The sequence below is a fragment of the Streptomyces specialis genome, assembly GCF_001493375.1.
GTDB lineage: Bacteria > Actinomycetota > Actinomycetes > Streptomycetales > Streptomycetaceae > Streptomyces > Streptomyces specialis.
The window spans coordinates 226,339-247,946 of record NZ_LN929896.1 but is presented as its reverse complement, the minus strand read 5'-3'; the positions used below and the strand labels follow the sequence as shown (position 1 = coordinate 247,946).

General features: G+C 74.6%; 20 protein-coding genes and 1 pseudogene. 10 read left to right on the top strand and 11 right to left on the bottom strand.

Features of this window, described 5'->3' with window-relative positions:
- Positions 1-56: 56 nt before the first annotated feature.
- Both BN2279_RS19360 and BN2279_RS19355 read right to left on the bottom strand, forming a co-directional pair.
- Positions 57-716, bottom strand: coding sequence for a response regulator transcription factor (locus BN2279_RS19360; RefSeq protein WP_059011374.1), 660 nt, complete (start codon positions 714-716; stop codon positions 57-59).
- A gap of 284 nt (positions 717-1,000) precedes the next feature.
- Positions 1,001-1,591, bottom strand: coding sequence for a DUF3000 domain-containing protein (locus BN2279_RS19355; protein WP_104531071.1), 591 nt, complete (start codon positions 1,589-1,591; stop codon positions 1,001-1,003).
- Between the two features lie 132 nt (positions 1,592-1,723).
- Here BN2279_RS19355 and hemE point away from each other — a divergent pair, with 132 nt between their 5' ends.
- The 4 genes from hemE (at position 1,724) to BN2279_RS19335 (ending at position 5,610) form a co-directional block, all read left to right on the top strand.
- The gene (gene hemE / locus BN2279_RS19350; protein WP_059011370.1) at positions 1,724-2,755 is read left to right on the top strand and encodes a uroporphyrinogen decarboxylase; all 1,032 of its coding nucleotides are present in this window, start codon (positions 1,724-1,726) and stop codon (positions 2,753-2,755) included.
- A 204-nt stretch (positions 2,756-2,959) separates the two neighbouring features.
- A complete protein-coding gene (gene hemG, locus BN2279_RS19345; protein ID WP_059011368.1) occupies positions 2,960-4,384 on the top strand; it encodes a protoporphyrinogen oxidase in 1,425 nt (474 codons plus the stop codon).
- Entirely contained in the window at positions 4,381-5,091 is a 711-nt protein-coding gene (gene hemQ / locus BN2279_RS19340; RefSeq protein WP_059011366.1) for a hydrogen peroxide-dependent heme synthase, read from the top strand. The genes hemG and hemQ overlap by 4 nt, the downstream gene beginning before the upstream one ends.
- Before the next feature lie 36 nt (positions 5,092-5,127).
- On the top strand, positions 5,128-5,610 hold the full coding sequence (locus BN2279_RS19335) for a glutathione peroxidase (RefSeq protein WP_059011364.1): 483 nt from the start codon (positions 5,128-5,130) through the stop codon (positions 5,608-5,610).
- Between the two features lie 60 nt (positions 5,611-5,670).
- Here BN2279_RS19335 and BN2279_RS19330 read toward each other — a convergent pair whose 3' ends face one another.
- The 4 genes and pseudogenes from BN2279_RS19330 to zapE form a co-directional block, all read right to left on the bottom strand.
- The gene (locus tag BN2279_RS19330; protein WP_059011362.1) at positions 5,671-6,510 is read right to left on the bottom strand and encodes a TIGR04222 domain-containing membrane protein; all 840 of its coding nucleotides are present in this window, start codon (positions 6,508-6,510) and stop codon (positions 5,671-5,673) included.
- 5 nt (positions 6,511-6,515) lie between these two features.
- Positions 6,516-7,767, bottom strand: a pseudogene (locus BN2279_RS19325) (DUF692 domain-containing protein).
- Positions 7,768-7,910: 143 nt separating this feature from the next.
- Complete coding sequence (locus BN2279_RS19320) at positions 7,911-8,834, bottom strand: polyphosphate kinase 2 family protein (protein WP_079032317.1); 924 nt, start codon at positions 8,832-8,834, stop codon at positions 7,911-7,913.
- A gap of 13 nt (positions 8,835-8,847) precedes the next feature.
- A complete protein-coding gene (gene zapE, locus BN2279_RS19315; RefSeq protein ID WP_059011361.1) occupies positions 8,848-9,942 on the bottom strand; it encodes a cell division protein ZapE in 1,095 nt (364 codons plus the stop codon).
- A 93-nt stretch (positions 9,943-10,035) separates the two neighbouring features.
- On the opposite strand from zapE, the gene BN2279_RS19310 reads away from it, so the two are divergent.
- From BN2279_RS19310 to msrB, 4 genes are all read left to right on the top strand, one after another.
- On the top strand, positions 10,036-10,800 hold the full coding sequence (locus BN2279_RS19310; protein WP_059011359.1) for a pyrimidine reductase family protein: 765 nt from the start codon (positions 10,036-10,038) through the stop codon (positions 10,798-10,800).
- Positions 10,801-10,931: 131 nt separating this feature from the next.
- Positions 10,932-11,399, top strand: coding sequence for a hypothetical protein (locus BN2279_RS19305; RefSeq protein ID WP_059011357.1), 468 nt, complete (start codon positions 10,932-10,934; stop codon positions 11,397-11,399).
- Positions 11,400-11,481: 82 nt separating this feature from the next.
- Positions 11,482-12,873, top strand: a complete 1,392-nt coding sequence (gene murC / locus BN2279_RS19300; RefSeq protein ID WP_059011355.1) for a UDP-N-acetylmuramate--L-alanine ligase — start codon at positions 11,482-11,484, stop codon at positions 12,871-12,873.
- Positions 12,874-12,890: 17 nt separating this feature from the next.
- Positions 12,891-13,307: a peptide-methionine (R)-S-oxide reductase MsrB gene (gene msrB / locus BN2279_RS19295; protein ID WP_059011353.1), complete on the top strand. Its 417-nt coding sequence runs from the start codon at positions 12,891-12,893 to the stop codon at positions 13,305-13,307.
- Here msrB and BN2279_RS19290 read toward each other — a convergent pair.
- Entirely contained in the window at positions 13,261-14,211 is a 951-nt protein-coding gene (locus tag BN2279_RS19290; RefSeq protein ID WP_324612853.1) for a carbohydrate kinase family protein, read from the bottom strand. The genes msrB and BN2279_RS19290 overlap by 47 nt on opposite strands.
- An 87-nt stretch (positions 14,212-14,298) precedes the next feature.
- Between BN2279_RS19290 and BN2279_RS19285 the strand changes: the two genes are divergently transcribed.
- A complete protein-coding gene (locus tag BN2279_RS19285; protein ID WP_059011349.1) occupies positions 14,299-14,916 on the top strand; it encodes a LysE family translocator in 618 nt (205 codons plus the stop codon).
- A 22-nt stretch (positions 14,917-14,938) separates the two neighbouring features.
- Here the strand turns inward: BN2279_RS19285 and BN2279_RS19280 are convergent, their stop codons facing one another.
- The 3 genes from BN2279_RS19280 to BN2279_RS19270 all read right to left on the bottom strand — a co-directional run bounded on the left by BN2279_RS19280 (position 14,939) and on the right by BN2279_RS19270 (position 18,285).
- Complete coding sequence (locus BN2279_RS19280) at positions 14,939-15,460, bottom strand: SRPBCC domain-containing protein (protein WP_059011348.1); 522 nt, start codon at positions 15,458-15,460, stop codon at positions 14,939-14,941.
- A 66-nt stretch (positions 15,461-15,526) separates the two neighbouring features.
- Positions 15,527-17,275, bottom strand: coding sequence for a malto-oligosyltrehalose trehalohydrolase (treZ, locus tag BN2279_RS19275; protein ID WP_059011346.1), 1,749 nt, complete (start codon positions 17,273-17,275; stop codon positions 15,527-15,529).
- Positions 17,276-17,343: 68 nt separating this feature from the next.
- A complete protein-coding gene (locus BN2279_RS19270; protein WP_059011344.1) occupies positions 17,344-18,285 on the bottom strand; it encodes a GNAT family N-acetyltransferase in 942 nt (313 codons plus the stop codon).
- 218 nt (positions 18,286-18,503) lie between these two features.
- On the opposite strand from BN2279_RS19270, the gene BN2279_RS19265 reads away from it, so the two are divergent.
- A complete protein-coding gene (locus BN2279_RS19265; protein WP_059011342.1) occupies positions 18,504-19,076 on the top strand; it encodes a DUF1707 and FHA domain-containing protein in 573 nt (190 codons plus the stop codon).
- 21 nt (positions 19,077-19,097) lie between these two features.
- On the opposite strand, the gene treY is transcribed toward BN2279_RS19265, so the two are convergent.
- Positions 19,098-21,521, bottom strand: a complete 2,424-nt coding sequence (gene treY / locus BN2279_RS19260; RefSeq protein WP_059011340.1) for a malto-oligosyltrehalose synthase — start codon at positions 21,519-21,521, stop codon at positions 19,098-19,100.
- Between the last annotated feature and the right edge of the window lie 87 nt (positions 21,522-21,608).

The window sequence follows — 21,608 nt, the reverse complement described above, 5'->3', positions numbered from 1 at the left end:
GCGCCCCCGGCGCCCGCCCTGCGGCAAGGGGCCGGGGGTGACGGTTGCGTGCCTTGTCAGTGAATGATTCCGGTACGAAGGGCGACGGCCACCATCCCGGCACGGTCGCCCGTGCCGAGCTTGCGGGCGATACGGGCGAGGTGGCTCTTGACGGTCAGGGCGGAGAGCCCCATCGAGACACCGATGGCCTTGTTCGACTGGCCCTCCGCCACCAGCCGCAGGACCTCGACCTCGCGTCCGGAGAGCTCCCGGTACCCGCCCTGGTGGGCCGGGGCGCCGGGCTGGCGGCGGTGCATCCTGGCGGCGCCGCCCAGGTGGGCCGCCCCGTGCCGGGACGGCGGGCCGAGATTGTTGCGGGTGCCGGTGACGACGTAGCCCTTGACGCCACCGGCCAGGGCGTTGCGGACGGCGCCGATGTCGTCGGCGGCGGAGAGAGCCAGACCGTTGGGCCAGCCCGCGGCCCTGGTCTCGGACAGGAGGGTCAGCCCCGATCCGTCGGGGAGATGGACGTCGGCTACACAGATGTCGCGCGGATTGGCGACGCGCGGACGGGCCTCGGCGATGGACGACGCCTCGATCACGTCCCGGACGCCGAGAGCCCACAGGTGGCGGGTCACGGTCGAACGGACGCGAGGGTCGGCCACGACGACCATGGCCGTCGGCTTGTTGGGGCGGTAGGCGACGAGGCTTGTGGGGTGCTCAAGAAGAACAGACACCGGGCTCTTATAAACAACTGACGCTGCCGGCGAACAGGGAAGTGGGAGATATCGGGGAGCACACGTGGCGACGCGCCTTGGTACAGGTATCTGTTTTGTTTTTTTTGCAGCGCCCCGACGCCCCCCGCATTCTCCACTATCCTCTTCGTCGGAGGCGTCAGATGTGTATAAGGGACGGGATGGAAGGGTCACTGAACCTCTTCGGCACGAATCTCCGGCGGCTTTAGGGAATGATCACGAACCGGTGATTGATCGTTCCGGACGACCCGCCTCACCCGTTCCGGTCACACCGGTCGTGGTCCCCGGCGGCGGGGGAGTGCCGTCACCGCCGGGCCGGTCGCCTCCGGCGGCAGGCCCGCGCACTGCGCCAGCAGGCCGCACCACGCCAGCAGGTGTCCGGCGGCCTCCGCCGGGTCCGCGGGCGTCCACGACGCGCGCAACTCCAGCTCGGCGCGCGCGGGACGTTCGGCCAGGCCGCCGAAGTAGCTCGAACCGGCCCGCGTCACCGTCCCGTTGGCCGCCCGGTACGTCAGGGCGCGCAGGTCCAGCGACTCCGTCAGCCACGACCACGCCACCTCCGGGAGCAACGGGTCGGCCGCCAGCTCGAGTTCGAGATCGGCGCGGGCCAGCGTCACGACCCGGAACTCCCCCTGCCACGACTCCTCGCCGGCCGGGTCGTGCAGCAGGACGAAACGGCCGTCGGCCAGCTCCTCCCGGTCCGCGACCACCGCCGCCTCCAGCGCGTGGGCGAACGGCGCCAGCCGTCGCGGCGCCGGCAGCGGGGAGAGCCGCACCTCCGCCCTCGGCCTGGCCGCCTCCAGCGCGGCCACCGCCTCCCGGAACGCGAACGGACCCGCCACACCAGGGTCGTTCATATCTCCGGACTCCTCCGCCTGGTGGGTTCGAGACGCTGCCATGGCCGGTAACCCTAGGCGCCCACGCGTCGCCCCGGCGGTAGCCACACCCGTGCGCCCGGCCATTCCGCGGGACATGGGAGACTTCCTCCTGTGACAGTGACCGAGTCCGCGTTCCTGCGTGCGTGCCGCCGCGAGCCCGTGCCGCACACCCCCGTCTGGTTCATGCGTCAGGCCGGGCGTTCCCTCCCCGAGTACCGCAAGCTCCGCGAGGGCATCGCCATGCTCGACTCGTGCATGCGCCCGGACCTGGTCACCGAGATCACGCTCCAGCCGGTCCGCCGGCACGACGTGGACGCCGCGATCCTCTTCAGCGACATCGTCGTGCCGCTCAAGGCCATCGGCGTCGACCTCGACATCAGGCCCGGCGTCGGGCCGGTCGTCGCCCGGCCCATCCGCACCCGCGCCGACCTCGACCAGCTCAGGCCGCTGGAGCCGGACGACGTCAGGTATGTGACCGAGGCCGTGGGCATGCTCACCGGCGAGCTGGGCGACACCCCGCTCATCGGCTTCGCGGGCGCGCCCTTCACGCTCGCCAGCTACCTCGTCGAGGGCGGCCCCTCCCGCAACCACGAGCACACCAAGGCCCTGATGTACGGGGACCCCGCGCTGTGGGCCGAGCTGCTCGACCGGCTCGCCGGGATCACCGCCGCCTTCCTCACCGTGCAGATCGACGCCGGTGTCTCCGCCGTCCAGCTCTTCGACTCCTGGGCCGGCGCCCTCGCCCCGGCCGACTACCGCGCCTCGGTGCTGCCGGCCTCCCGGAAGGTCTTCGACGCCGTCGCCGGGCGCGGGGTGCCGCGTATCCACTTCGGCGTCGGCACCGGCGAGCTGCTCGGCCCGCTCGGCGAGGCGGGCGCGGACGTGGTCGGCGTGGACTGGCGGGTCCCGCTGGACGAGGCGGCCCGCCGGGTCGGGCCGGGCAAGGCCCTCCAGGGGAACCTGGACCCGGCCGTCCTCTTCGCGCCGCGCGAGGCCGTGGAGGCGCAGGCCAGGCGGGTGCTGGACAGCGCCGCCGGACTGCCGGGCCACATCTTCAACCTCGGCCACGGTGTGCTCCCCGACACCGACCCCGACGCCCTCACCCACCTGGTGGCCTACGTGCACGAGCAGACCGCCCGCTGACACGGCAACGCCGGGCGCCGCGCCTCACCCACCGAATCGCCGGACGAAGCGCGGCACCGGCCCCGGCACGGCCGCGCCCGACGGGCGGATACGGGCGGTTGTGTCCCGCTTGAGCCGTCGTCAACTCCCTGCGGTGGCAACGCTGTTGTCGCTCCCGGTGAGGTCTCGCGCCGGGTCCGCCCGCGCGTCTGCGACAGTGGAGCCATGCATGTGATCGTCGTCGGTGGCGGGATTTCCGGTCTCGCCGCCGCTCACCGGCTGCTCGGCGCCGGGGTCCGGGTCACCCTCCTGGAGTCCTCGGGGCACCTCGGCGGCAAGCTCCGCACCGGGCAGGTCGGCGGGGTCCGCGTGGACCTGGGCGCCGAATCGATTCTGGCCCGCCGCCCCGAGGGCGTGGACCTGGCCCGCGCCGTGGGTCTCGGCGACGCGCTGCGCCCGCCCTCCGTGACCAGCGCCGCGATCTGGACCAGAGGCGCCCTCCGCCCGATGCCGCAGGGACACGTGATGGGCGTCCCCGCGACCGCCGCGTCCCTGGCCGGAGTCCTCTCCGACGCCGGTCTCGCCCAGATCGCCCGCGACGCCGAGCTGCCCCCGCCCGACATCGGCGAGGACGTGGCCGTCGGCGCCCTGGTCGCCGAGCGGATGGGCAACGAGGTCGTGGACCGGCTCGTCGATCCCCACCCCGGCGGCGGGTACGCGGGCGACGCGTACCGCATCTCGCTGCGCTCCGCCATACCGCGCCTGTACGACGCCGCCCGGGAGCACGACTCGCTGCTCGCCGCCGTCCGTTCCGTCCAGCGCGAGGCGCCCGGGAGCGGGCCCGGCCGGCCGGTGTTCACCGGGATCGAGGGCGGCATCGGCACGCTCGCCGAGGCGGTCGCGCGGGCCTGCCGCGAGCAGGGCGCCGCGCTGGAGACCGGCGTCGCCGTCACCGGTCTGCGCCGCACCGCCCGGGGCTGGGCGGCGGCGCTGGACGACGGCCGCTCGCTCGCCGCCGACGGCGTGATCCTCGCCGTCCCGGCCGGGGCCGCCGCGCGGCTGCTGGCCGCCGAGGCGCCCGCCGCGGCCGGGGAGCTGGCCGCCGTCGAGTACGCGTCGATGGCCATCGTGACGCTCGCCTTCCGCCGCGCCGACCTGGCCCGGCTGCCGCGCGGCAGCGGCTTCCTGGTGCCCGCCGTGGACGGCCGCGTCATCAAGGCGGCCACGTTCACCAGCGGCAAGTGGGACTGGGCCGCCGCCGCCGACCCCGATCTGTTCCTGCTGCGCGTCTCCATCGGGCGGTACGGCGAGCAGGAGGTCCTCGGCCGGGACGACGGCGAGCTGGTGCGGGCCGCGCTGGAGGACCTGGGCGACGCCACGGGCCTGGGCGTCAAGCCGGTCGACTCCCTGGTGACCCGCTGGACCGACGGGCTGCCGCAGTACACGGTGGGCCACTTCGCCCGCGTCGCCCGCGTCCGCAGCTATCTCGACGCGCTGCCCGGGGTGCGGCTGTGCGGCGCCGCCTACGACGGCGTCGGCATCCCGGCGTGCGTGGCCGACGCCCACCGGGCCGCGGGCGACCTCCTGCGCACCGTGCCGCCGGGACCCCGGGACGAGCCGGGGGACGGGAAGGGGAGAATGGCCGTATGACTGCTGCACCCGACAGGCCCGTGGGCAAGCGCGCCAAGGAGCTCAACGACGTCATCCGCTACACCCTGTGGTCCGTCTTCCGGCTGCGCGAGGCGCTGCCCGCGGACCGCGCCGGCTTCGCGGACGAGGTGACCGAGCTGTTCGAGCAGCTCGCCGCCAAGGACGTGACCGTGCGCGGCACTTACGACGTGTCGGGGCTGCGCGCCGACGCGGACGTGCTGATCTGGTGGCACGCCGGGACGGCGGACGCCCTCCAGGAGGCGTACAACCTCTTCCGCCGGACGCGGCTGGGCCGGTCGCTGGAGCCGGTGTGGTCGAACATGGCGCTGCACCGCCCGGCCGAGTTCAACAAGTCGCACATCCCGGCGTTCCTCGCCGACGAGGAGCCCCGCGCCTACGTGAGCGTCTACCCGTTCGTCCGGTCCTACGAGTGGTACCTGCTGCCCGACGAGGACCGCCGCCGCATGCTGGCCGACCACGGCAAGATGGCGCGGGACTACCCCGACGTGCGGGCCAACACCGTCGCCTCCTTCTCGCTGGGCGACTACGAGTGGATCCTCGCCTTCGAGGCGGACGAGCTGCACCGCATCGTGGACCTGATGCGGCACCTGCGCGCTTCCGAGGCCAGGCGCCACGTCCGTGAGGAGATCCCCTTCTACACCGGCCGTCGCAAGCCGGTCGCCGAGCTGATCGCCGGCCTGGCCTGACGAGGGCCGGGCCGCACAACGCACGAGGAGAACGCCGTGACTCTGCTGGACACGCCCATCGCCCGGCTCGACGGGACCCCGGCCACCCTGGGCGAGCTGACCGGGGGCAAGGTGACCCTGGTGGTCAACGTCGCGTCCCGGTGCGGCCTGACGCCCCAGTACGCCGGGCTGGAAACCCTCCAGAAGGAGCTGGGGGACGCCGGCTTCACCGTTCTGGGCGTCCCCTGCAACCAGTTCGGCGGGCAGGAGCCCGGCACGGCCGGGGAGATCCAGGAGTTCTGCTCGGCGACCTACGGCGTGACCTTCCCGCTGACCGAGAAGGTCGAGGTCAACGGCGACGGCCGGCACCCGCTGTACCGGGAGCTGACCGCCGTTCCCGACCCGGCCGGGCAGGCGGGGGACATCCAGTGGAACTTCGAGAAGTTCCTCCTCGGCCGGGACGGCGCGGTCGTCGCCCGTTTCCGCCCGGCGACCGCCCCCGCCCACCCGGCCCCGCGCCCGCCTCTTATACACATCTGACGCCGCCGACGAAGAGGATAGGATGAGGTTCCGGCGTTGCTGTGTGACTGTAAAAACACATCAGACGGCAGCCACGCCGCCACAGCCGCTGGAGCTTCCGCCGCCGCAGCTCGAACCGCCCCCGCAGCTCGAACCGCCGCTGCCGCCGCAGCCCGACCAGGCGCTGTTCGAGGAGCTGCCGCTGCCTCCGCCGGTGGTGGCGCCGGGGCGGGCGGCGGCGGTGAGCTGCGTGCGCAGGGCGTGGTCGGTCAGCGCTCGGGGGCCGGAGACGGCCAGCAGCGCGTGGCGGCCCAGCGGCGCGAACCAGTTGGCGCGTCGCAGGTCCCGCAGGGCGATCTTCCCCGGGCCGGTGAGGCGGCTGCGGCCCGGCCCCAGGACGAGCCCGGCGACCAGGCCGGCCACCGCCACCCCGGCGAGCACCGGCGTCCCGGCGATGACGGCCGGCGGCAACAGGCAGAGTGCCAGCAGGATGGTGAGCTGCCGCACGAGCCGGCGGCGCGCGTACCGTCCCGGGCTGGACAGCAGGCCGCGGGCCATGAGCCCGTCGCCGATCTCCTGCACCGGGGCGCTGCCCGCCAGATCCGCGCGGATCCGGCGCAGGGACTCCTCCCAACTCGGGCAGCGGGCCAGCAGTTCCCGTTCCAGATCGTCGTACGGGACGGGGCTGACGACGCGGACCCGGCCTCCTTCGATGCCCAGCCGGCCGCTGTCGTGCATCGCGCACAGGACGGTGTCGGCGACCCGGCCCGGGCCACCGCTGAGGAACGCCGCCTCGTACACGGTGGCGACCGTGTTGCCGGTGGCGTGGGCGGCCTCGCGGCGGGCCCGGGCGTCGGAGACGGCGAGCCGGACCAGGCAGAGCGCGAGCGCGCAGGTGACCAGGACGATGAACACGGTCATGGCCGTCACCTCTCCTTCCGCGGGACGCGGATCGTTCGTACGGTCCGGGTGATCCGGCCGGGGGCCCGGCCGGTTCCGGTGGTTCGCAGCCACTCGGCCAGGCGGTGGCGGGCGGGTCCTTCGGGGACCGCGCCGGTCGTCAGGGCGTGCCGGGCCAGGGCGGCGGCGTCCTCGCGGTATCCGCCGGTCATCGGGCGGGAGCGGGCCCAGGCCAGCGCGGCGGGCCGGTACCCTGCGCCCAGCGCGCGCGGCAGCTCGGGCGCCACCTTCGCGAGGACATCGGCCCGCTTGGCGGCCAGCGCCTCCCGCTGGATCCGCAGCCGGGCCCGGTCGAAGCCCTCCGGCACCGGACCGCCCGCGACGAGCGCGGACAGCAGCGCGGACTGCGCGATGGCGAGCCGGTGGCGGGCCGCCTCGGTGGGGTCAGCCACGGCGCGCCCCCTCGGCCACCGCGCGGATCGCCGCCAGCTCGGCGGCCAGCTCGTCGCGCGGCGGGAACGCGTCGTCCCGTTCGAGCAGCACCCCGGGCGGGGTCGTCCGCGCGCACAGCTCGTCCAGGACCGCCAGCACCCGTGGCGGAACGGGATGGGCGTGGCTGTCGTGCCAGACGCCGTCCCGTTCGACGCCGCCCGCGACGTGCACGTAGGCGATGGCGTCCAGCGGCAGCGCGTCGAGCGCGGCGGCCGGGTCCTCGCCCCGGTTGACGTGGTTGGTGTGCAGGTTCGCGACGTCGATCAGCAGTCCGACGCCGGTCCGTTCCACCAGCTCGGTGAGGAACTGCCCCTCCGTCAGCTCCTCTTCCGGCCAGGAGAACAGCGCCGCGATGTTCTCCAGGGCCAGCGGAACGGGCAGCGCCGCCTGGGCGATCCGCACGTTCGCGCACAGGACGTCCAGGGCGTCCCAGGTGCGCGGCACGGGCAGCAGGCGCCCGGCCTCCAGACACGGGGTGCCGGTCAGCGGCCCGCCCGCCCGGACGAACGCGATGTGCTCCGTCACCGGCGGCGCGCCGGGCGCCTCCGCCGCCCCGGCCGGCGCCATCAGCCCGCCGGGCGAGGGCCGTTCGGCCCCGCCGAGCCCCAGGGACACGCCGTGCGGCACCACCGTGGTGCCGCGTCGGCGCAACTCCGCCGGGGACTCGGGCAGATGGCCGGAGCAAACGTTCTCCGCGACCACCTCGACCCAGTCGATCCCCGGCAGCCCGGCTATCTCGTCGGCGATGTCGGGTCTCCACCCGATCCCCATCCCCAGCCGCCTCATGTCCGCCTCCCCGAATGGACAAGCCCCACCGGCACCGTGTGTGCGTGAAGGACGTGTGCGTGAGGGAGTTGTCTCCCGCGCCGCGCGCCCGGAATCCTGGACGGGGAGTTTCAGAGCCAGACTTGAGGTTTCGCGGGAGCGAACTACTGCCCGGCCTGCTCGGCCAGCAGCCGTTCGCGGATCGCGGCCACGTCGAAGTCGCCGCGCGGGTACTGGGGATCGAGCGCGCGCAGGTGCTCCAGGAGCAGCCGGCTGACCGCCCAGTTGCGGTACCACTTGCGGTCGGCGGGGACGACGTACCAGGGCGCGGCGTCGGTGGAGCAGCGCTCCAGGACGGTGGCGTAGGCCCGCTGGTAGTCCGGCCACCGCTCGCGTTCCGCGATGTCGTTCGCGTCGAACTTCCAGTGCTTGTGCGGCGTGTCGAGGCGGGCCAGCAGCCGTTCGCGCTGCTCCGCGTGGCCGATGTGCAGGAAGACCTTGACGAACGTGACGCCGTCGTCGGCCAGCGCCCGTTCCCAGTCGTTGATCTCGTCGTAGCGCCGCGTCCAGACCCGCTCGGGGACCAGGCCGTGGACCCGGGGCACCAGCACGTCCTCGTAGTGGGAGCGGTCGAAGATACCGATCTCGCCCGCCCTGGGCAGGACGCCGGTGACCCGCCACAGGAAGTGGTGGGCGCGTTCCTCCTCGGTGGGTGCCTTGAAGGCGCGGATGCGGCAGCCGGACGGGTTGAAGTGCCCGACGACGTGCTTGACCGTGCCGCCCTTGCCGGAGGTGTCCATGCCCTGGAGGACCAGCAGCATCCTGCGCCGGTCGCCGCCCACCGCCGCCGCGTACAACCGCTCCTGGAGAACGGCCAGTTCCTCGCCCATGGCGGTGGTCTCCGCGCGGCCGGCGGCCTTGTCCCCGGTGAAGCCGGGGGTGGCGTCCGAGGGGATGGCGGCCAGGTCGGCGGGCCCGCCGGGCGGGACGCGCGTCAGCGCGCGCAGGGACGTCGCGGCGTCCGTTCCCGTGTCTGTCGCCCGTGCCGTTTCGCCGGTCTCGTCACCGGACTTCTGGTGAGATGCCATGAAGACGATGATCTCAGCGGTGCGCGGAATCCGCTCCCGCGTCGCGGGCCAGCGCGGTCAGGCGGGAGATCGCCCGGAAGTACTTCTTGCGGTAGCCGCCGTCGAGCATCTCCGCGCTGAACAGCGCGTCGAACGGGACGCCCGAGGCGAGCACCGGTATCTCGCGGTCGTAGAGCCGGTCGGCGAGGACGACCAGCCGCAGCGCCGTCGCCTGGTCGGGGACGGGCCGCACACCGGTCAGGCAGACCAGCGTCACCCCGTCGCACAGGGCGCCGTAACGGCTGGGGTGCACGCGGGCGAGGTGGTCGAGCAGGGCGCCGAAGTCGTCCAGCGAGGCGCCGGGCACGGACCGCGCCGCCGAGGCGACCTCGTCGTCCGGGCGGGGCGCGGGGGCGGCGGGCAGGCCGCGGTGACGGTAGTCCTCGCCGTCGATGCGCAGCGCCCGGAAGTGCGCGGCCAGGCCCTGGATCTCGCGCAGGAAGTCGGCGGCGGCGAACCGGCCCTCACCCAGCTTCCCGGGCAGGGTGTTGGAGGTGGCGGCCAGCGCGACGCCCTCCGCGACCAGCCGGGCCAGCAGGGACGAGACGAGCACGGTGTCGCCCGGGTCGTCCAGCTCGAACTCGTCGATGCACAGCAGCCGGTGGCCGGACAGCGTGCGGACGGTCTCCTGGAAGCCCAGGGCACCGACCAGGTTGGTCAGCTCGACGAACGTGCCGAACGCCTTGAACTCCGGCGCGGCCGGGGTGGCGTGCCACAACGAGGCCAGCAGGTGGGTCTTGCCGACGCCGAACCCGCCGTCGAGGTAGATCCCGCGCGGCTCCGGCTCGGCCGGCCGCCGCGCGCGCCGGGGCCACAGCCCGCGCCGGCCGGCGCCCGACGCGTGCGCGCCGCCGAGCCCGGCGGCGAAGTCGGCCAGCGCCTTGACGGCCGCGCTCTGGCTGGGCTGCCGGGCGTCGGGGATGTAGGTGTCGAACCGGACCGCGTCGAAGCGCGGCGGCGGAACCATCTCGGCGACGAGCCGCTCGGCGGGGACCCGCGGCTCGCGGGTGCTGAGGGCCGTGGGAGCCGCTGGGGACGCGGCGGGGCTCGTGCTGCTGCTGTCCGACACAATCTCCCACTCTACGTGGGGGAAGGAGGCGAACGCCGTGCGCCCCGGGAGAGGCCGGGCCGCCGCCGGGGCGGGTGTGCCACACTGCCGCCCATGCGACGCTTGTTCCCCCCGCCCGCCGGCGGCGACGATCACGAATGGGACCTGTCCGAGCTGGCCGCCGCCTACGCGGACCCGGAAGGCCCCCTGCCCGGGGACGGCTGGCTGCGCGCGAACATGGTCTCCACGGCGGACGGCGCCGCCTACCACGGCGGGCGGACACAGCCGATCTCCAACGCCGTGGACATGCGGATCTTCGGGGTGCTGCGCGCGCTGGCGGACGTGGTGATCGTCGGCGCTGAGACGGTCCGCGAGGAGCGCTACCGGCCCGCGCGCCGGCGCGAAGAGTTCGTCGCGCGCCGGATCGCCGCCGGGCAGACGCCCGTTCCGGCCATCGCCGTCATCAGCGCCGGGCTGCACCTGGACTTCTCGCTGCCGCTGTTCACCGAGGCGGAGGTGCCGACGATGATCATCACGGGCGCCAAGGCACCCCGCACCGCCCTGGCCGCCGCCGAGGAGGCGGGCGTCGAGGTGATCACGGCGGGTGACGAGGCGCGGGTCGATCCGCTGCGCGTCAAGCCGGAGCTGGTCAGGCGCGGTCACACCCGGCTGCTCACCGAGGGCGGCCCCCGGCTGCTCGGGCAGTTCGCGGCGGCGGCGGCGTTCGACGAGCTGTGCCTGACGATCTCGCCCCGGTTCACGGCCGGGACCGCCCCGCGCGTGATGAGCGGGCCCGAGCTGACCGAGCCCGCGGAGCTGGAACTGACCGATCTGCTGGAGGACGCCGGCTTCCTCTTCAGCCGCTACCGCAGGGTCTGACAATCTGCGGAACGGCACGTTCCGCTTATCCTGGTCCGGGCAGGAGGAAAAGCGCGCTGTCCCGTGCGGTGGTGGTGAAGGATGGTTTCTGCCGGGATGCTCGGGACCCGGCCCGACGAAGGGCGCTTACCGTGATCACGACCGTTCTGATGATCGAGAAGCCCATGGTGCCCACCGACGTCGAGCTGGTCACCACCCTGCATACCGACGAGGACCAGTCCTTCGTCGTGCTGATGCAGCCGCGCGGCGACCAGGACCGGCTGCTCCGCGCGCTGGACGACGTGGCGCTCGGCGAGTTCGGCGACGCGGTGCGCGAGAACGAGGAGCCGGAGGGCCCCGACGCGCTCCCGGCGGCCGAGCGGGGGCTGCGCCACTCGCTGGACGCGCTGCGGGCGGCGGGCGCCGAGGCCGTCGGCCAGGTCATCGAGGACCATCCGCTGGATCTGCTGTCCTCCGTGGTCCGGCAGACCCACGCCGACGAGGTGGTCGTGCTGACCGCGCCGCACTACGTCGAGGAGCTGTTCCACCGGGACTGGGCCTCCCGCGCCCGGCACAAGGTCGGGGTCCCGGTCCTGCGGCTGTTCGCGCACGGAGAATGAGCCCGGCTCCCGCCCGGGTGCGACAATCGTGGGGCACGCCTCGACCAGGGACGACAGCCAGGGACACCAGGGAGACACACGCATGACACCGGCGATCCCGCCCGCCATGGAACAGCCCCACTTCATCGGCATCGGCGGCGCGGGCATGTCGGGCATCGCCAAGATCCTCGCCCGGCGCGGCGCCCGGGTCGCGGGCAGCGACGCGCGCGACTCGGAGACCGCCGCCGCCCTGCGCGCCCTCGGCGTGACCGTGAGCATCGGCCACGACGCGGCGCACCTGGCGCCCGGCGCGACCTGTGTCGTCGTCTCCAGCGCCATCCGGCAGGACAACCCCGAGCTGGCCGAGGCGGCGCGGCGCGGCATCCCGGCCGTCCACCGTTCGGAGGCGCTCGCCGGGCTGATGGCGGGGCGGCGGGCCATCGCCGTGGCCGGCACGCACGGCAAGACGACCACCACCTCGATGCTCGCGGTCGCCCTCACCGCCCTGGGCCTCGGCCCGTCCTACGCCATCGGCGGCGACCTCGACGCCCCCGGGTCGAACGCGGAGCACGGCGAGGGCGAGCTGTTCGTCGCCGAGGCCGACGAGAGCGACCGCAGCTTCCACCGGTACCGGCCCGAGGTCGCGATCATCCTCAACGTGGAGCTGGACCACCACGCCAACTACGCCTCCATGGACGAGATCCATGAGTCGTTCGCGACGTTCGCCGACCGGATCGTCCCCGGCGGCACCCTGGTCGTCAACGCCGACCAGGAGGGGGCGCGCGAGCTGACCGCCCGCCTCGCCGGGCGCGCGGACCCGCGGATCGTCACCTACGGCGAGTCGCCCGACGCCGACGTGCGGGTCATCGACGTCCGGCAGGCCCGGCTGACCAGCGAGGTCACCGTCGTCCTCGGCGGCGAGGAGCTGACGTTCGGCGTCTCCGTGCCGGGCCGCCACTACGCGCACAACGCCGTCGCCGCGCTCGCCGCGGGCGTGGCCGCCGGCGTGCCGGCGCCCGAGCTGGCGCGCGCCCTGGGGACGTACACCGGCGTGCGCCGCCGCCTCCAGCTCAAGGGCGAGGCGCGCGGCGTCCAGATCATCGACTCCTACGCCCACCACCCCACGGAGATGGCCGCCGACCTGGACGCGATCCGCGGCGGCGGCGACGGCCGGGTGTTCGTCGTCTTCCAGCCGCACCTGTTCAGCCGGACCAGGGAGCTGGCCGCCGAGATGGGCGAGGCCCTGGCCGCGGCCGACGGCTGCGTGGTGCTGGACATCTATCCCGCCCGGGAGGACCCCATCCCCGGCGTGACCAGCGCGCTGATCGTCGACGCGGCCCGCGCGCATGGCGCGGACGTCCGCGCGGGGTACGGCAAGGACGCCGTGCCCGACGTGGTCGCCGGAATGGCCGGCCCCGGTGATGTGGTTCTCACCATGGGAGCCGGCGACGTCACCGAGCTGGGACCGAAGATCCTCGCCCGGCTCTCCGGCTGAGAATCAGGAGGCATCCCATGGGTTACCGGGTGAACAAGACCGACGAGGAGTGGCGCGGCGAGCTGACCGCCGAGGAGTACCGGGTGCTGCGCCAGGCCGGCACCGAGGCGCCGTTCGTCGGTGAGTACACCGACACCAAGACGGTCGGCGTCTACCACTGCCGGGCCTGCGGTGCCGAGCTGTTCCGCTCGGAGACCAAGTTCGACTCGCACTGCGGCTGGCCGTCGTTCTACGACCCGGCCGACTCCGACGCCGTCGAGACCCTGCCCGACCACTCGCTGCCCGGCCGGCCCCGCACCGAGGTCCGGTGCGCCACCTGCGGCTCGCACCTCGGGCACGTCTTCGAGGGCGAGGGCTACGGCACGCCGACCGACCTGCGGTACTGCATCAACTCCATCTCCATCCGGCTCGATCCGCAGGATCAGGAGTCCTGAGCGCGCGCACCGCCGCGGCCAGCTCCGCGGCGGTGATGTGCCGTTCGTGCGTGCCGTGCACGGTGCAGGCGAACGCGCCGGACACCAGGCCGGCCAGCACGGACCGGTCGAGGAGGTCGGGGCCGCCCCCGAGCCAGGTGTGCAGGAAGGCCGTGACGAACGCGTCGCCCGCGCCGTTGCTGTCCACCACCGGGTCGGGCGGCGTCACGGCCCGGTAGCGCCGCACTCCCGCCTCGTCGCCGCGCGCCAGCACGTGGCAGCCGTCCGCGCCGTCGGTGGCCACGGCCAGCCGTGCCCTGCCACCGGCCAGGATCGTCCGCAGCACCTCGTCCACCCGGCCCCGGACGGCCGCGGCGCTGAGGAACACGTAGTCCGCGCCGAACGCCCACGGCCGCGTGTCGGGGTTCTCGCCGTCCCAGGCGTGCAGATCGGTGGACACGGGTACGTCGCGCCGGGCCAGCTCGGCGAGGAGCGCGCGGTTGACGCGGGCGCGGGAGACGTGGACGTGGCGGGCCCGCGCGGCGCGCGGCGGCGCGAAGTCGGGCGGCATCAGCAGCCCGTCCGGGTGCCGTCCGTCGTAGAACGAGAACCGCCGCCCCTCGGCGTCCACCAGATTGACGCTGCGCGGCGTCCCGTTGGGGGCCGGGAGCGTCTCGAAGTCCAGCCCCGCGCCCCGGAACCGCGCCCGGACCACGTCGCCCTGCGGGTCGTCGCCGAGGAAGTCGATGAACTTCACGCGCCGCCCCAGCGCGTGGAACCCGAGCGCCGCCCCGGTGCCGGTGTGGGCCGCGTAGTCCCGGATGGGCGGCACGTGCAGCACGTCCAGGTCCGGCACCTCCAGCCGCTCGACACGGACGATGGTGTCCACGCCCGCCCCGCCGACCACCAGCACGTCGTAGTCCATGCCCGCCATCGTAGGGGCGGCGAAGCCGCGTGGGACGGCGGTGAAAAGCAGTGGAGCGCGGGGGCGCGCACGCCCCAGGATGACCGCATGTGGAGCACTCTCCCGGCGTTTCTCGGCGCCTGCCTGCTCATCGCCGCTTCCCCCGGGCCGAGTTCGGTGCTGATCATCCGCAACTCCCTGCGCGGTCGCCGGGCGGGGATGATGACCGTGCTGGGCAACGAGAGCGGCGTCTTCCTGTGGGGCGTCTTCGCCGCCCTCGGTCTCACCGCGGTGCTGGACGCCTCCGAGGTCGCCTACGACGTGATGCGCCTGGCCGGCGGGGTCATCCTGGTCGGCTTCGGCGTCCAGGCCCTGCGCGCCGCGCGCCGGACGGGCGACACGGGTCTGGAGGCGGCCCCGGAGAACCTGTCGGACCTGCGCAGCTACCGGTCGGGCCTGCTGCTGAACCTCGCCAACCCCAAGGCGGGCATCTTCGCGATGGCGTTCCTGCCGCAGTTCGTGCCCTCCGGCGCCCCGCACCTGGCGACGATGCTGCTGCTGGCCGCGATCTGGTCGCTGTTCGAGGTGGGCTACTACACCTGCTACGTGTGGGGCGTCCACCGGATGCGCCGCTTCCTGTCCCGCGCCGGGGCCCGCCGCCGCCTGGAGCAGGTCTCCGGCGGCGTGATGATCGCCCTCGGCATCCGCCTGGCCGTGGAGAGCTAGCGCCTGCCCCCCCGGGGTGGGGTCAGAGTTCCTCCAGGAGCGTGCCGTACCGGTCGTGCAGTTCGTCCCAGCCGTGGGCGCGGGCGGCGTCGCCGGTGACCTTGGGGAGTTCCAGGCCGGCGAGCGTGCCGTCGAGGGCGGCCAGGCACAGGTGCCAGCCCGCCGCGTAGGCGGGTGCCCGCGAGCGGTCGGTGAAGGTGTGGGTGAGGCGGAGCAGGGTCCCGGTCACGTCCGGGGTCAGCTCGAAGCGCAGCTCGTCGCGGTCCCGGGTGAGGACCAGCAGGCGGTCGCGGTCCGCGCGGCGGACCTCCGCCGGGGCGCCCGGCTCGGCGTCGGGCGTCTCGGGCAGCCCGACGGGGCCCGGGGAGTCGAGGTCGCGGGTGGGCGCGAACGGGGCCCACGCCGGGACCTGCTCGGCGCGGGTGAGCGCGGCCCACACCGCCTCGACGGGGTGGGGGAGCACGCGGTCCAGCGACAGCGCCCAGCGGTCGTCGGTGGTCACCAGCTCGGCCTGCTCGTCGTGCAGCGGCAGTGCGTCGGTCATGGGCTGATCCTCCCTCCCGGCCGGTCCCCGGACCGACGTCACCGCGCCGACGTCACCGCGCCGACGTCACGCCGCGGGCGCGTGCCGCAGCAGGACCGCGGCCGACTCCGGCGGCAGGGACACGCGGCCCTCGCCGGGCGGGGGGCAGCGGTGGGTCGTGGCCAGGGCCTCGAACCGGCCGGGAGGCGGCGGCGCGGTGGCCGCGGCGGCGGGGGAGAGGTTCGCCGCGACCGTCAGGGGCCCGCTGGTCAGCACCAGCCAGCTCGCCGCCTCGTCGTGGTCGGCCGTCACGTCCGCCAGGCGCAGGTCGGTCGGCATGTGGTCGCGGCGGATCGCGATCAGCCGGCGGTGCCAGTCCCAGCGCGGGTCCGCCGCCGGGTCGTCCGGCCAGCGCAGGCAGGAACGGTCCCGCGTCGCCGGGTCCTGCGGGTCGGGGATCTCCTCCGCCGCCCAGCCGTGCGCCGCGAACTCCCGGCGGCGGCCCACCCGTACGGCCTCGGCGAGGTCGGGGTCCGGGTGGTCGGTGAAGTACTGCCAGGGCGTGGTGGCGCCCCACTCCTCGCCCATGAAGAGCATCGGCGTGAACGGCCCGCACAGCACCAGCGCGGCGGCCACCGCCGCCCGGCGCTCCCCGGCCAGGGCGGTCAGCCGGTCGCCCAGGGCGCGGTTGCCGATCTGGTCGTGGGTCTGGGCGTACCCGACGAGCCGGTGGGCCAAGGTCGCCTCCCGGTCCAGCGGGCGGCCGTGGCGGCGACCGCGGAACGACGAGTACCCGCCGTCGTGGAAGAAGCCGCGGGTCGTGGTCCTGGCCAGGGCGGCGAGCGGGGCCCGTGCGAAGTCCGCGTAGTAGCCCCGCGACTCGCCGGTCAGCGCGGTGTGCAGGGCGTGGTGGAAGTCGTCGTTCCACTGGCCGTGCAGCCCGTGGCCGTTCGCCTCGCGGGGGGCCGTGGTGCGCGGGTCGTTCCGGTCGGACTCGGCGATCAGGAACAGCGGCCGGCCGGTCTCCTCCGCCAGCGCGTCCACGGCCGCCGACAGTTCGGCCAGCATGTGCTCGGCCCGGTCGTCGGCCAGCGCGTGCACCGCGTCCAGCCGCAGCCCGTCCAGCCGGTAGTCGCGCAGGAACGCCACCGCGCTGCCCACGAAGTACGCCCGGACCTCGTCGGAGCCGGGGGCGTCGAGGTTGACCGCCGCGCCCCAGGGGGTGTGGTGCCGGTCGGTGAAGTACGGGCCGAACTCGGGCAGCCGGTTGCCCGAGGGGCCCAGGTGGTTGTGGACGACGTCCAGCACGACGCCCAGGCCGTGCCCGTGGGCCGCGTCCACGAAGCGCAGCAGCCCGTCGGGCCCGCCGTACGGCTCGTGCACCGCCCACGGCGCCACCCCGTCGTACCCCCAGCCGTGGCGGCCGGGGAAGGAGCAGACCGGCATCAGCTCCACATGGGTGATGCCCAGCGCGGCCAGGTGCCCCAGCCGTGTGGCCGCCGCGTCGAAGGTGCCCTCGTGGGTGAACGTGCCGACGTGCAGCTCGTACAGCACCGCGCCCGGCAGTCCGCGTCCCGGCCACGGGTGCCGCCACGCGTGGGCCGCGAGGTCCACGACCGCGCCCGGCGCCTCCGGCCCGTCCGGCAGGCGGCGGGCGCGCGGGTCGGGCAGGACGGGTCCGTCGTCGAGCGCGAAGCCGTACCGGGTGCCGGGCGCGGCGTCGGCCTGGGCCCGCCACCACCCGTCCCGCCCGGGATCCGGCTCCATGGCGGAGCTGTCGTCGGACAGGTGCAGTGTGACGCGCCGGGCGTGTGGTGCCCATACCTCGAAGAGCATGGGACCCATGCTCCGTGCCGGGGCGGTCATATGGCCAGCCCGCCGCCCCGGCACGGATCACGCACGGGTCATGCCGGGGGCGGCGGGGTCATGCAGAACCGGTGCTGGGTCACCGGGTAGCCCGCGCGGGCGAAGGCCGCCGCCATCGGCGCGTTCTTCAGGTCGGTGGCCGCCGCGATCTCCGTGGCGCCCCCGTCCGCGAGGTGCCGCGTGCACTCGACCAGCAGGTCGTAGCCGTAGCCGTGGCCGCGCTGTTCGGGCAGCACGCCGATGAACCCGACGACCGGCTTGGCGTGGTTGCGGGCGGGGACGTGGAGGCCGACCGGCTCGCCGCCGGGGGTGAAGGCGAGCTGCCACCAGGAGCGTGGCGACGGGCACCAGCGGAAGAAGTCCAGCTCCTCCCGGGCCGCCAGCTCGACGCCGCCCGTCTCGATCGCCCGCCGGGCGTGCGAGTCGAGGGTCGCGGTGTGCACGCGGCGCAGCACGTCGAGGATGACGTCGTCGTCCGGCTCGGGCCGGAACACCAGGCGTCCCGGCCGTTCGGGCAGCCCGGCCGCGGGCGTCCACAGGTAGCGGAACCGCTCGACCAGCGGCCGGTACCCGGCCTCGGCCGCCGCCTCGACGCGGCGCTCGGCCGCCGCGCGGACGGCCGGATCGTCCCGCCAGGCGGGCGGCAGGATCAGCTCGTACTCGGCGCGCAGCGGGGTGGTGCGGAGCAGTGCGACGGCGGCGGCACGGTCGGTGTAGTCGAACCAGTCGAGCGCGACGGGCTGCTCGTCGTCGGGGCCGCCCCAGAAGGCGGCCCTGGCCACGACCGTGTCGCCGCGCAGGGCGACCCAGGTCCACTCGGGCCGGTACTGGCCGCCGGCGGCGACCGTCTCGTAGCCGTCGAGCGGCGGGTCGAGCAGCGCCCGGCCGAGCAGGGTGGCGTCGGACAGGCCGGGCATGGAGGTGAACAGCTCGCGCGCCTCGCCCTCGGCGAGCGCGCGGATGACCAGTCGGTCGGTCATGAAGGTCCTTCCGGAAAGCGGTGGCGCTTCCGGTCAGCCCGGGGAACGCCCGGTGGAGGGGCGGCGGAAGCGCGCGTCGGTGATGGTCCCGATCTCGGACATGGCGCGCCTCCTTCCCTCGACTCGTGGGCGTATCCGCACAGTAGTGGAGCGTTCCGGGACCGTCCAGCCCTCGCCGCACCTGGACAGGCCCGCTCGCCGTCGCGGACAATTCCCGTATGACGTCGGTCGAGTTCAGCGCCTATCCGTCCCGCGTGTCGGACGCGGACCGGGAGCGCGCGCTCGACGTGCTCCGCGAGGGCGTGGTGGAGGGCCGGGTCTCGCAGGACACGTTCCTGCGCCGTGTCGAGCTGGTCATGACCGCGCGGCTGTCCGACGAACTGTTCGCGGTGCTGTACGACCTGCCGGGGCGGCGGCCGTCGCCGCCGCCGAGCCCCGGCTGGGTGGTCGGGTCGGTCACCCGGTTCGCCGCGTTCCGCCGGCGGGTGGGCGCGGCCTGGCGGGCGGAGCGGCTGCCGCAGCTCCTGCTGCCCGCGCCGGCCCGGGAGGCGCTGTCCATCGGTCGCGCGCCGGGCTGCGGGCTGCGGCTGAGCGACGCCAGCGTGTCGCGCCACCACGCCAGGCTGCGCGGCACGGGCACCGGCTGGCTGCTGAGCGACCTCGGCTCGGCGAACGGCACCTGGGTCAACGGGCGGCGGATCGTGGGCACCGTGCCGGTCGGGCCCGGTGACCAGATCCGGTTCGGCGGGGTGGCGTTCCGGCTGGCCGTGGCCGGTGCCGGGGAGCGCTGAGCCCGTCGTCCCGCGCGGCGTTCAGTCCGGCGTGCCGTCGTCCCGGACCAGCAGGGCCACCGGGCTCCCGGCGAGGAGCCGGTCCAGGCGCGCCTTCCCGGTCGCGGTCCGCCCGCTCAGCAGGTCCCGCCAGGTGCCCGGCGGCAGCGGCAGGAGCGTCCCGTCCCAGCCGCCGTTCCTGGCCAGGCGGCGGCCGAGGCGGGTGACGGCGGTGACGACCCGGCCGCTGCGGGCGAACGCCAGGCAGTGGTCGGCGGCCGGGCCCTCGGCGGCCAGCGGCTCGTAGGTGGCCGCCTCGCCGAACCAGTCGGGATGCGCGCGGCGCAGCCGCAGCGCGGCGGCGGTCAGCCGCAGCTTCTCGGTGGCGAGGACGTAGCCGGGGGCCAGGGCGTCGTCCAGGGCGGCGAGTTGCGCGATGGGGAGCTGCGGCAGACGGCGGTTGTCCGGGTCCACCAGGGCCAGGTAGTGGCGCTCGCTGCCCCGGTAGACGTCGGGGACGCCCGGCATCGTCAGGTGCAGCAGGGCGGTGCCCAGGATGGTGGCCCGGATCTGCGGGGCCAGCTCGCGGGCGAACTCGGCCAGCGCGTAGTGCGGCGGCCCGCACGGTCCGGCCAGCACGAACCGTTCCAGCGCCGCCTCGTACGCCGGCTCCTGCTCGGTCCAGCTCGTGTGCAGCCCGGCCTCCCGCACCGTCTTCAGCATCGTCGCCAGCAGCCGCTCCTTGTCCGGGAAGCCCAGGGCGAACGCGGTCTGCCACGTCGTCCACGCCACGTGCGGATCGGGTGCCCGTACCCCGTCGCGGGCCGTCTCGGCGGTCAGCCGGGCGACCAGATCCGCCCAGCCGCGCGGGTGTTCGCTCAGGGTGGCGATGGTGGCCCGGACGTCGGCGCTGCGCTTGGTGTCGTGGGTGGACAGCACCGTGCCGGTCAGCGGCCAGTCGCGCTGGAGGCGGGCGCAGAACGTGTGGAACGCCTCCGGCGGCAGCGCCGGCCGGCCCGGGTCACCGCCCACCTCGGCGGCGGACAGCAGTGGCGAGAACCGGTAACCGGCGGTGTCCTCCACCGACTTGGCCCGCAGCGCGGACGACACCTGGGCGAACCGCACGCGGAACGCGGTGAGGTCGGTGCCCTCCCCGAACCGGCCGAGCGCCAGCTCCCGCACGGTGTCCACCGCCGCCGCCTCGGCCGGCACGGCGAACGCGGTACGGGCCGCGTCGGCGGCCGTCACCAGCATCGCCTCGTCCACCGGGGACGGCGGCGCGTCGCCCGTGACGTACGGCCGGTACACCGGCAGCCGCACCAGGAGTTCGACCAGCGCCGTGCGCAGCGCCCACGCCGCGTGGTCGCGCAGCCGCAACTCCGGTACGGCGGCGCAGATCCGGCCGGCCAGCCGGGTCAGCGTGTCCCGCTCGGCCGCCAGTTCCTGGTTGATCATGCGGTACGCCGCGCGTCGCACCGTGGCCGCCCACTCGCCGCCCTGGTCCGGCGGGGCGCCTGTGAACACCCGGTAGTGCTCGGTGAGTTCGGCGCAGCCCTCGGGGTCGGTGAACATCGCGTCGATGTGCCGCAGCGCGTCGTACCCCGTGGTGCCCGCGATGGGCCAGCTCACCGGGAGCTGCTCGTCGGCGCCGAGGATCTTCTCCGCCACGATCCAGGCGCCGCCCGTGCGCTGGTACAGGCGTTGCAGGTAGCCGCCCGGGTCGGCCAGGCCGTCCGGGTGGTCGACGCGGAGCCCGTCGATCAGCCCCTCCGCCATCAGCCGGAAGATCACCGCGTGCGTCGCCTCGAAGACCGCCGGGTCCTCCACCCGGACCCCGATCAGCTCGGAAACGGTGAAGAAGCGGCGGTAGTTGAGGTCGGTGCGGCCCAGCCGCCACCACGCCAGCCGGTAGTGCTGGGCGTCCAGCACCTCCGGCAGCGGCAGGTGCTCGGTGCCGGGCCGCAGCGGGAGGCGGCGGTCCCCGTACCGCAGTTCGCCGCCGGCCTGCGTCAGCGCGTCCAGCTCCTCGCCCAGCGGCCCGCCCAGCACCGGCAGCAGCACCCGGCCGCCGCCCGCCTCCCAGTCGATGTCGAACCAGCCCGCGCGCTCCGCCTCCGGGCCGTCCCGCAGCACCTCCCACAGCGGCGCGTTGACACCGGTGTCGGACGGCACGGCCATGTGGTTGGGCACGATGTCCACCACGATGCCGAGGCCGTGCGCGTGGGCGGTCGCCGCCAGCTCGCGCAGCCCCTCCTCACCGCCGAGTTCGGCCCTGATCCGGCCGTGGTCGGTGACGTCGTAGCCGTGCTGGGAACCGGGAACGGCCTCCAGCACGGGGGACAGGTGGAGATGGGAGACGCCGAGGGAAGCGACATAGGGGACAATTCCGGCGGCGGCGGCGAACGGGAAGTCCGGCTGGAGCTGCACCCGGTAGGTTGACGTGGGCGTACGTCGCGCTGGCGTCATGGGAACCCTCTGCCCCGACGGCCCCGGGGGCAAGCGCAGTTGATTCCGGACTGTGCTGCACGGGCGGGGGCTGCCGCAGTAGGCTTC

Excerpts from the sequence above, each read along its gene's own strand:
- BN2279_RS19355 (WP_104531071.1), bottom strand. The coding sequence starts at position 1,591 with ATGAACGACCCTGGTGTGGCGGGTCCGTTCGCGTTCCGGGAGGCGGTG.
- hemG (WP_059011368.1), top strand. The coding sequence starts at position 2,960 with ATGCATGTGATCGTCGTCGGTGGCGGGATTTCCGGTCTCGCCGCCGCT.
- hemQ (WP_059011366.1), top strand. The coding sequence starts at position 4,381 with ATGACTGCTGCACCCGACAGGCCCGTGGGCAAGCGCGCCAAGGAGCTC.
- BN2279_RS19330 (WP_059011362.1), bottom strand. The coding sequence starts at position 6,510 with ATGACCGTGTTCATCGTCCTGGTCACCTGCGCGCTCGCGCTCTGCCTG.
- BN2279_RS19320 (WP_079032317.1), bottom strand. The coding sequence starts at position 8,834 with ATGGCATCTCACCAGAAGTCCGGTGACGAGACCGGCGAAACGGCACGG.
- BN2279_RS19310 (WP_059011359.1), top strand. The coding sequence starts at position 10,036 with ATGCGACGCTTGTTCCCCCCGCCCGCCGGCGGCGACGATCACGAATGG.
- murC (WP_059011355.1), top strand. The coding sequence starts at position 11,482 with ATGACACCGGCGATCCCGCCCGCCATGGAACAGCCCCACTTCATCGGC.
- msrB (WP_059011353.1), top strand. The coding sequence starts at position 12,891 with ATGGGTTACCGGGTGAACAAGACCGACGAGGAGTGGCGCGGCGAGCTG.
- BN2279_RS19290 (WP_324612853.1), bottom strand. The coding sequence starts at position 14,211 with ATGGACTACGACGTGCTGGTGGTCGGCGGGGCGGGCGTGGACACCATC.
- BN2279_RS19285 (WP_059011349.1), top strand. The coding sequence starts at position 14,299 with ATGTGGAGCACTCTCCCGGCGTTTCTCGGCGCCTGCCTGCTCATCGCC.
- BN2279_RS19280 (WP_059011348.1), bottom strand. The coding sequence starts at position 15,460 with ATGACCGACGCACTGCCGCTGCACGACGAGCAGGCCGAGCTGGTGACC.
- treZ (WP_059011346.1), bottom strand. The coding sequence starts at position 17,275 with ATGCTCTTCGAGGTATGGGCACCACACGCCCGGCGCGTCACACTGCAC.
- BN2279_RS19270 (WP_059011344.1), bottom strand. The coding sequence starts at position 18,285 with ATGACCGACCGACTGGTCATCCGCGCGCTCGCCGAGGGCGAGGCGCGC.
- BN2279_RS19265 (WP_059011342.1), top strand. The coding sequence starts at position 18,504 with ATGACGTCGGTCGAGTTCAGCGCCTATCCGTCCCGCGTGTCGGACGCG.
- treY (WP_059011340.1), bottom strand. The coding sequence starts at position 21,521 with ATGACGCCAGCGCGACGTACGCCCACGTCAACCTACCGGGTGCAGCTC.